Source organism: Variovorax sp. Root473, assembly GCF_001426505.1.
Classification (GTDB): domain Bacteria; phylum Pseudomonadota; class Gammaproteobacteria; order Burkholderiales; family Burkholderiaceae_C; genus Variovorax.
The window spans coordinates 363,467-371,533 of record NZ_LMEV01000002.1 but is presented as its reverse complement, the minus strand read 5'-3'; the positions used below and the strand labels follow the sequence as shown (position 1 = coordinate 371,533).

The window sequence follows — 8,067 nt, the reverse complement described above, 5'->3', positions numbered from 1 at the left end:
GGAAGCGCCCAGCAGGCTGCGCTTGGACAGGCGGGGCAGGCGCGGGACGACAAGACCGGCGTGAGACATGGGGTGTTCCTTCAGGGGCGATCGGTGGGCAATGAATTCACTTTTTCAGGCCCGAACTTTGAAGCACAACCTATGCCAAAACATCACCATTTACCCTGATCAACGATCTAAATATTCGAACCCTCCATTCGAAATTCAATGCCGTTGCCGCACGCATCCGCTGCTAGATTCCGGTCGAATCTTTTCCCACCGAAAGATGGCGCCCGAACGAATTTGCGAGGATGACAATGAGCACCAAGAAAGTTCTTGCGGTAGGTTTCCTGTTCGGCTGTGCGTTGCTGACGCATGCAGCGATCACCGGGGTGAACCCGCTCGACACGATCAGGAAGGCCGCCACCAGCATGGCCTCCGCCGCCGCTGACCTGGTGGCCGACCCGTTGCCGTTGCAGGGTCCCGGACTGGGCAACCTGACCTACGCGCAGGCCGAGCTGTTCAAGCCCATCTCGATGATCAAGGAGGAATCGGACACCGGCGTCGGCGCAGGCACCGGCGCCGATGTGCCGAAGATCCCCGGTGGCAGCGTGACGCATCCCACCGCCGGGTACACCAAGTACCACTACGGCCAGAACGTGGGTCTCATGATCAACGGCTACTTCCTGACGACGTTCACGCCCGATGGCGGCTTGGGTCCCGGCGGCTTCCTTCTCTACAACGTGTCCGACCCGCGCAACCTCCAGCTCGTGAAGCGCATCTACGAGCCGGACGGCCGCACCAAGGAACTGAGGGAGCCGCATTCCATCGGCATCGCCACGATCGGCGGCAAGCGGTATGTCGCCGTTCCCAGCGTCTTCGGCGTGGAGTTCTGGGACTTCACCGACATCAACAACATCCAGCAGGTCAAGAAGCTGGTGCTGCCCAACGTCAACAAGGGCGACTACAACAACGTGAGCTGGCAGCTGTGGTGGCAGGCGCCTTACCTGTACGTGGCGGCGGCGGAGCAGGGCGTGTTCGTCATCGACGCAGCAGACCCCGCGAACGCACAGCTCGCGAACCGCGGCGCCGGCAAGCCCAACCCGATACCGACCGGCGAGCTCGGCGGTTTTCGCGTGGGGCCGATCTTCACGATGGGCAACCACATGGTGCTCACGTCGATGACCAACACCAGCGGCTTCGCCAGCCTGGACATTTCAGACCCCCTGAACCCCAAGGTGCTCGACACCGTCTCCGGGTCCACGGCCAGCTACTACGCCACCTGCTTCGACGGAAAGAAGGTCTACGCCTCTGCACAGGAGAGCGGCGGCAAGATGTTCGGCTACGACCTCAGCGATCGATCGCGCTTCGTGGCCGAGGACAACCGGCTGGTGATCAACCAGCAGCTGTATTGCGGCACGCAGGACCACTACGTGTTCCAGGGTGCGCAGAACTACATCCACAAGGTCGATGTGAGCAACCCGCTCAACCACGTCGAGGTCGGGCGCGGCGGACTCTTCGCACCGACGCACCCCGACTTCTCGAGCTCCGACCATGGCCAGGTGTCGCCGTTCGGCAACCTGATCTACGTCGGCAACGACCACGGCTCGGGCAGCGGTTTCATCGTGCATGCGGTGGACCCCGACCTCACCAGGCCCGAAGTGAAGCAGGTCTCGCCCGTCAACGGTGCGAAGCAGCAGGCCCTCACCTCGCGCATCGGCTTGGGCATGACCGACAGCATCCTGCCGGAGAGCGTGAACGCCAACACCTTCATCGTGCGCGCGGTGGGCGGCAACACGCTGGCGGGCACCTACAGCGTGCAACTGGGCATCGTCAACTTCCATCCCGCGCAGCCGCTGCAACCGGGCACCGCCTACGAGGTGTTCCTGCCCGCCAACGGCCTGAAGGACTATGCGGGCAACGCCATCGCCGCCGACTATCGTTCCACCTTCAACACCGGCAATGCCAACGACATCAACCTGATGCACCACTGGGCGCTGACGGGCAACCTGTCTGACCAGATCAGCGCCAACAACGGTACCCCCGCCACCGGCGACGCGTTCGAGAGCATCGGCCTGAACTTTGCGAACCGCACCACGGGCGTGCAGCTGAAGAACGACAGCGTGTCCACCACGCTGGGTGGCACGGCCTCTCTGAGCTTCTACATGAAGACCACGCAGGCGGGCAGCGCCAGCTCGTGGACCGCGCCGGGCATCTTCGGGCGTGACCAGTCGCCTGGCGTCGACGACGTGTTCTGGGGCTGGCTCGACAGCACCGGCAACATCAAGCTGTCGGTAGGCGACAACGCAGGCACGCGCTCGCAGTCGGCCGTGAACGACGGCAACTGGCACCACGTGGTGCTCACGCGCGACGCGGCTTCGGGCGCGCAGGCGGTGTATGTCGATGGTGTGAAGACCACGTCGACTGGCCCCACCGGCATCAAGGGCCTGTCGACCAGGTTCCAGCTGCTGGGCCAGATCCAGGGCAACGCCGCGCTCTTCAAGGGCACGCTGGCCGAGGTGCGCGTGTACGGTCGCGTGCTCGGCGACAGCGACGTGGCGGCGTTGCGCAGCCAGGCCGTGATCGGCGATCCCGGCATCGTGGGCGCACCGAAGATCGTCAACGGCCAGTTGAACTTCAACCCGGCCACGCTCGGTGCCACCGGCGCGCAGTTCCGCTGGAACTTCGGCGACGGCACGCAGAGCGCGTACGCCTCGCAACCCGGCGTCACGCATACCTACAGCAGCCCCGGCCACTACACGGTGACGCTGACGGTGAAGGCCGCGAACGGCCAGGAGACCTTCTACACCTACAACCTCACGGTGATCGCACCCGTCACGGCGGCGGCGCCGACGCACACGACCAACATCGCGGGTGATGCGAACTCGGTGTATTCGGTGAACCCCGACAGCGGCACGGTCGCTGCCATCAACGCCGAGACCTTGGCCAAGCGCTGGGAAGTGCGCGTGGGCGACGAGCCGAAGACGCTGGCCGTGGGCCCCGACGGCCGCATCTGGGTCGCGGTGCAGGGTGAGGACAAGCTGGTGGTGCTCAACGCAGCCGATGGCACGCTCTCGACGACGGTGCCGCTGGCCTACGGCAGCGGCCCGTACGGTGTCGTCTTCACGCCCAATGGGACGAAGGGCCTGCTGACGCTCGAAAGCAAGTCGGCCCTCATGAGCTTCGACCCGAGCACCGGTGCCACCACGGGCACGCTCGCACTGGAAGGTGCCGTGCGCGGCATCGCGGTCGATGCGAGTTCGCAGGCGGCCTACGTGACACGCTTCAAGTCGAAGATGACGGGCGGGCAGCTGCACAAGGTGAATCTGCAGAGCTTCAGCGGTGCCACGCCAATCGCACTGGCGGTCGATACGACCACGGTCGACACCGAGGCCGCCTCGCGCGGCGTGCCCAACTACCTGAGCCAGGTGGTGATCTCGCCCGACGGTTCGCGTGCCGTGCTGCCTTCGAAGAAGGACAACATCGTGCGCGGCACCTTCCGCGACGGCCTTCCGCTGGAGCACGATAAGACCGTGCGCTCCATCCTGTCGCAAGTGAACCTGCAGACGGCGGCGGAAGTGTTCAGCGAACAGCTCGACTTCAACGACCGCGCCCCCGCGCGCGCCGCGCTGTACTCGCCGGCCGGCGACTACCTCTTCGTGGCGCAGATGGAAGGCAACCGCATCGCCATCGTCGACGCCTACAACCGCTCGGTGCGTGGCGAGATCAACGCCAGCAGCGCACCGCACGGCCTGTACCTCGATGCAGCGCGCAAGCGCCTGTACGTGAACAACTTCCTGGCGCGCTCGGTGTCGGTGCACGACGTGGCGCAGGTGCTGTCCTCGGAGTCGGCCGCGCCGGCCTTCCTGCAGAACGTCACCACGGTCGCGCAGGAGCCGATGGCCGCCGCGGCGTTGCGCGGCAAGCAGGTGTTCTACAACGCGTCCGACCGGCGCATGAGCATGAACAACTACATGTCGTGCGCAAGCTGCCACGCCGATGGCGGCGACGACGGCATGGTGTGGGACTTCACGCAGCGCGGCGAAGGCCTGCGCCGAACCATCAGCCTGCAGGGCCGGCGCGGCACGGGCCATGGCAAGCTGCACTGGACCGCCAACTTCGACGAGGTGCAGGACTTCGAGCACGACATCCGCAACGAATTCGGCGGCACGGGCTTCCTCACCAACGCCGACTTCTCGGCCACGGGCGACCCGCTCGGCGTGCCGAAGGCGGGCCGCAATGCGCAGCTCGACGATCTCGCGGCCTACCTGAACTCGCTGAACAAGTACATGCGCAGCCCGGCCCGCGCGGCGGACGGCAACCTCAGCGTGGAGGCGGTGCGCGGCCAGACCGTGTTCAACACGGCGCAGTGCGCGACCTGCCACACGGCCGGCAGCCTGCGCGACGGGCTGCGGCATGACGTGGGCACGGTCCAGCTCTCGTCGGGCAAGGGAAGCAACCAGCCGTTGGCCGGCGTGGGCTTCGACACACCGACGCTCTACGGCACCTGGAGCAATCCAAGCTTCTTCCACAACGGCCAGAAGGCCACGCTGCAGGACGTGCTCACGGGCGGCCACGGCAATGCCTCGGGCCTGCCGGCGGCCGACCTGCTCGCGCTGGGCGAGTTCGTGAAGTCGCTCGACACGGCGCCGGCGGTCGACACGCGCATCCGCTCGGAGGTCAGCAACCTGTGCGTCAACGTGTCGGGCAGCTCGACGGCCAGCGGCGCCACGGTGGTGCAGTGGGCCTGCGGCAACGGCAACAACGAGACCTTCACCGTCAACAGCAGCGGCGGCTACACCCAGTTCGTCGCGAAGCACAGCGGCCTGTGCCTGGCGCAGGGCAACACCAACGCTGGCGGCGGCCCGGTGGTGCAGCTGGCGTGCACGGCGGGCATGGCCACGCAGTGGAGCGTGGTCGGGGCGACCCTGCGCAACCGCGTGTCTTCCGGCGCATGCCTGGATGTGCCGGGTTCGTCGACCACGCAGGGGACGGCGCTGTCCACCTACGCCTGCCATGGCGGGGCCAACCAGCGCTGGAGCCAGATTCCCTGACCTCATCTGCGCTTTCTCTCTTTTTCTCTCGCTCTCCAAAAAAAAGGAAATCACGTGTCGGCACTCCAACTCTCCCTCCCAGGCGGCTATCGGTTCATTCCGGGCGTCCAGCAGTACTCGGCTGGCGTGGCCGCCGAACCTGGGTTTCGCATCGAGCGCGTGCGGTTCCTGGAGCCCCTGCCGCTGAAGCAGGGCTTTCAGCGCATCAAGGAAATCCTGGAGGAGGCCTCGCGTCCGCTGGCTGCCTTCTGTGCGTGCGAACTGCGGTCTCCGGCGCCGTTCACCGAACAGGGATTCGTCGAGTTCAACAACCTCTACGTGGGAACGTTGAAGGAGTGGGGCATCTTCATCGGTGACCAGAATCCGGTGGCGCGAAGCAACGTGTGCCCCGCGGTGTCGCCGCCGGCGCAGCCTTCGTTCCATGCGTTCAGCTACACCGTGCCCGACGCCGCGGCCGCTGCATCTTTCGTGGTGGCAGGCAGCGCCGAGGCGCCCGAAGGCAAGGGGCACTATCGCGACCATGCCGTGGGCCTGGGCGACACCTCACCGCCCGGCATTCTGAAGAAGGCGCAGTGGGTGCTCGACGAAATGGAACGCCGCTTGGCGTCGCTGGGCTTCACCTGGGCCAGTACCACGGGCTCGCAGCTGTACACGGTGCACGACATCCACCCGTTCATCGCCGACGAGATCGTCAAGCGCGGTGCCGCGCGGCACGGGCTGACCTGGCACTACAACCGGCCGCCGGTGGTCGACCTCGAGTACGAGATGGACTGCCGCAGCATCGCGTACGAACGCGTCGCCACCTGAGCCTGCACCGCCCGCCGCACCCGCCCTCACCGAGACGTCCCATGCCCAGAAAACTGCCGCATCGCCTGGCCGCCACCTGCCTTGTCCTGACATCGTTCCTGATGGCCGGCCTCGCCGGTGCGCAGAACATTCAGGAGCGCAACTTCAAGTTCGCCTTCGTCAACCAGAAGGAACATCCGCAGGGCATGGGCGCGCAGCGTTTCTCGGAAATCGTCGAGAAAAAGAGCGACGGCAAGATGAAGGTACGGCTCTTTCCTTCCGGCGTGCTGGGCGGCGATGCCTCGGTCATTTCGTCGCTGCAGGGCGGCACGGTGGAAATGACGATGGCCATCCCGGGCCTGCTGTCGGGCATGGCGCGGGACTTCTCTGTGTTCGACCTGCCTTTCCTGTTCAACAACGAGAAGGAAGCCGACCTCGTGCTCGATGGCCCGGTCGGTCGCAAGCTGCTCGACAAGTTGCCCGAGAGGGGCCTGATCGGCCTGACCTACTTCGAGCACGGCTTTCGCAACGTCACCAACTCGCGGCGGCCGGTCGCTCGCATGGAGGACCTGCAAGGCCTCAAGCTGCGCGTGATGCAGATCCCCGTGATGATCGACGCGTTCGGTGCGCTGGGCGCCAATCCGTCGCCGCTGCCGCTGCCCGAGGTCTACACCGCGCTGGAGCAACGGGCCGTCGACGGCCAGGAAAATCCGTACTCGCTGGTGGAAGCCTCGAAGTACTACGAGATCCAGAAGTACGGCTCGGACACGAAGCATGTGTTCAACCCCGTCGTGCTGCTGTTCAGCAAGAAGGTGTGGGACAAGCTGTCGGAAGACGAGCGCAAGGTTCTGCTCGACGCGGCCCGGGAAACGCAGCCCTTCCAGCGCGCCGCCAACCGCGACGTCAACGCCAGGGCCGCCGAGTTCCTGAAGGGCAAGGGCATGGTACTGACCGAGTTCCCGGCCGCCGAACGCGAACGGCTGCGCGACAAGCTCAAGCCGGTCACGGACAAGTACGTCAGGCAGATCGATCCGGCGCTGACGCAGGAGCTGTTCTCCGAACTTGGCAAGGCACGGGGCACCACCAGGTAGCCAGGGCGCACAGGCGCCTGCCCGCCAGCGGACCTGCTGGCCTGCTCGAGCGCGGGTCGCCGTTGCGGCGGGCACTCGCCGACGGAAGAACCCAAGTGCTGCGCCGCAGTCGATCGCTGGTCCAGGGCGGCAGGACCAGCGGGTTCATGCGCCTCTCACCAACCCGCGGGGGTCGTGGCGCGTTGTCGCGCCGCGTTTTCGCGCGGGGGAATTTTCTCTATGCATCACACACAAAGGAACTGCGAATGAAGCTGTTGCGCTATGGGCCCTTGGGCCATGAAAAACCGGGAATGCTCGACGCGCAAGGCCGCTTGCGCGACCTGTCCGCGCAGGTGAGCGACATCGCACACGAGGTGCTGCTGCCTTCGGGCCTGGCGCGCCTCGCCGCCCTCGACCCGCAGTGCCTTCCGCTGGTGGACGGAGCTCCGCGCATCGGTGCGTGCGTAGCGGGCACGGGCAAGTTCATCTGCATCGGGCTCAACTACTCGGACCACGCGGCCGAGACCGGCACCACCGTGCCGCCCGAGCCCATCGTCTTCCTGAAGGCGACCTCCGCCATCGCAGGGCCGAACGACCCCCTGGAGATTCCCCGCGGCTCCACCAAGACCGACTGGGAGGTGGAGCTCGGCATCGTCATCGGGAAGACCGCGAAGTACGTCAGCGAAGCGGATGCGATGGACCACGTGGCGGGCTATTGCCTGATCAACGACGTGTCGGAGCGTGCCTTCCAGACTGAACGCCAGGGCCAATGGACCAAGGGCAAGTCGGCCGACACCTTCGGACCGATCGGCCCGTGGCTCGTCACGGCCGACGAAGTGCCGGACCCGCAGCAGCTGCACATGTGGCTGGAGGTCAACGGCGTGAGGCGGCAGGACGGCTCCACGGCCACCATGGTCTACGGCGTGCGCTACCTGGTGGCCTACCTGTCGCAGTTCATGAGCCTGCAACCGGGCGACATCATCTCGACGGGAACGCCGCCGGGCGTGGGCATGGGACTGAAGCCGCCGGTCTACCTGAAGCACGGCGATGTGGTCACGCTGGGCATCGAAGACCTGGGCACGCAGCGGCAGGTCGCCGTGGCGCACGATCGTCCGGCCGGCGCTGGCGGGGCCCGCTGATCGTCGAACGCCTCGAACGAGCGAATGCCAGGCGCCGTC

At 66.1% G+C, this 8,067-nt stretch carries 4 protein-coding genes; all 4 read left to right on the top strand.

The annotated features are described in order from the left end of the window. The first annotated feature begins 296 nt into the window (after nucleotides 1-296). The 4 genes from ASD34_RS04360 to ASD34_RS04345 all read left to right on the top strand — a co-directional run bounded on the left by ASD34_RS04360 (nucleotide 297) and on the right by ASD34_RS04345 (nucleotide 8,028). Nucleotides 297-5,033, top strand: coding sequence for an RICIN domain-containing protein (locus tag ASD34_RS04360; RefSeq protein ID WP_056573209.1), 4,737 nt, complete (start codon nucleotides 297-299; stop codon nucleotides 5,031-5,033). 54 nt (nucleotides 5,034-5,087) lie between these two features. Next, nucleotides 5,088-5,840 (top strand): hypothetical protein, encoded by a 753-nt coding sequence (locus ASD34_RS04355; RefSeq protein ID WP_056573206.1) that lies wholly within the window; start codon nucleotides 5,088-5,090, stop codon nucleotides 5,838-5,840. Nucleotides 5,841-5,881: 41 nt separating this feature from the next. Then, nucleotides 5,882-6,910 carry a TRAP transporter substrate-binding protein gene (locus ASD34_RS04350; protein ID WP_056573204.1) on the top strand — a complete coding sequence of 343 codons (1,029 nt, stop codon included), beginning with the start codon at nucleotides 5,882-5,884 and terminating at the stop codon, nucleotides 6,908-6,910. Nucleotides 6,911-7,155: 245 nt separating this feature from the next. Then, complete coding sequence (locus ASD34_RS04345; protein WP_056573201.1) at nucleotides 7,156-8,028, top strand: fumarylacetoacetate hydrolase family protein; 873 nt, start codon at nucleotides 7,156-7,158, stop codon at nucleotides 8,026-8,028. Nucleotides 8,029-8,067: the final 39 nt, after the last annotated feature.

Excerpts from the sequence above, each read along its gene's own strand:
- ASD34_RS04360 (WP_056573209.1), top strand. The coding sequence starts at position 297 with ATGAGCACCAAGAAAGTTCTTGCGGTAGGTTTCCTGTTCGGCTGTGCG.
- ASD34_RS04350 (WP_056573204.1), top strand. The coding sequence starts at position 5,882 with ATGCCCAGAAAACTGCCGCATCGCCTGGCCGCCACCTGCCTTGTCCTG.
- ASD34_RS04345 (WP_056573201.1), top strand. The coding sequence starts at position 7,156 with ATGAAGCTGTTGCGCTATGGGCCCTTGGGCCATGAAAAACCGGGAATG.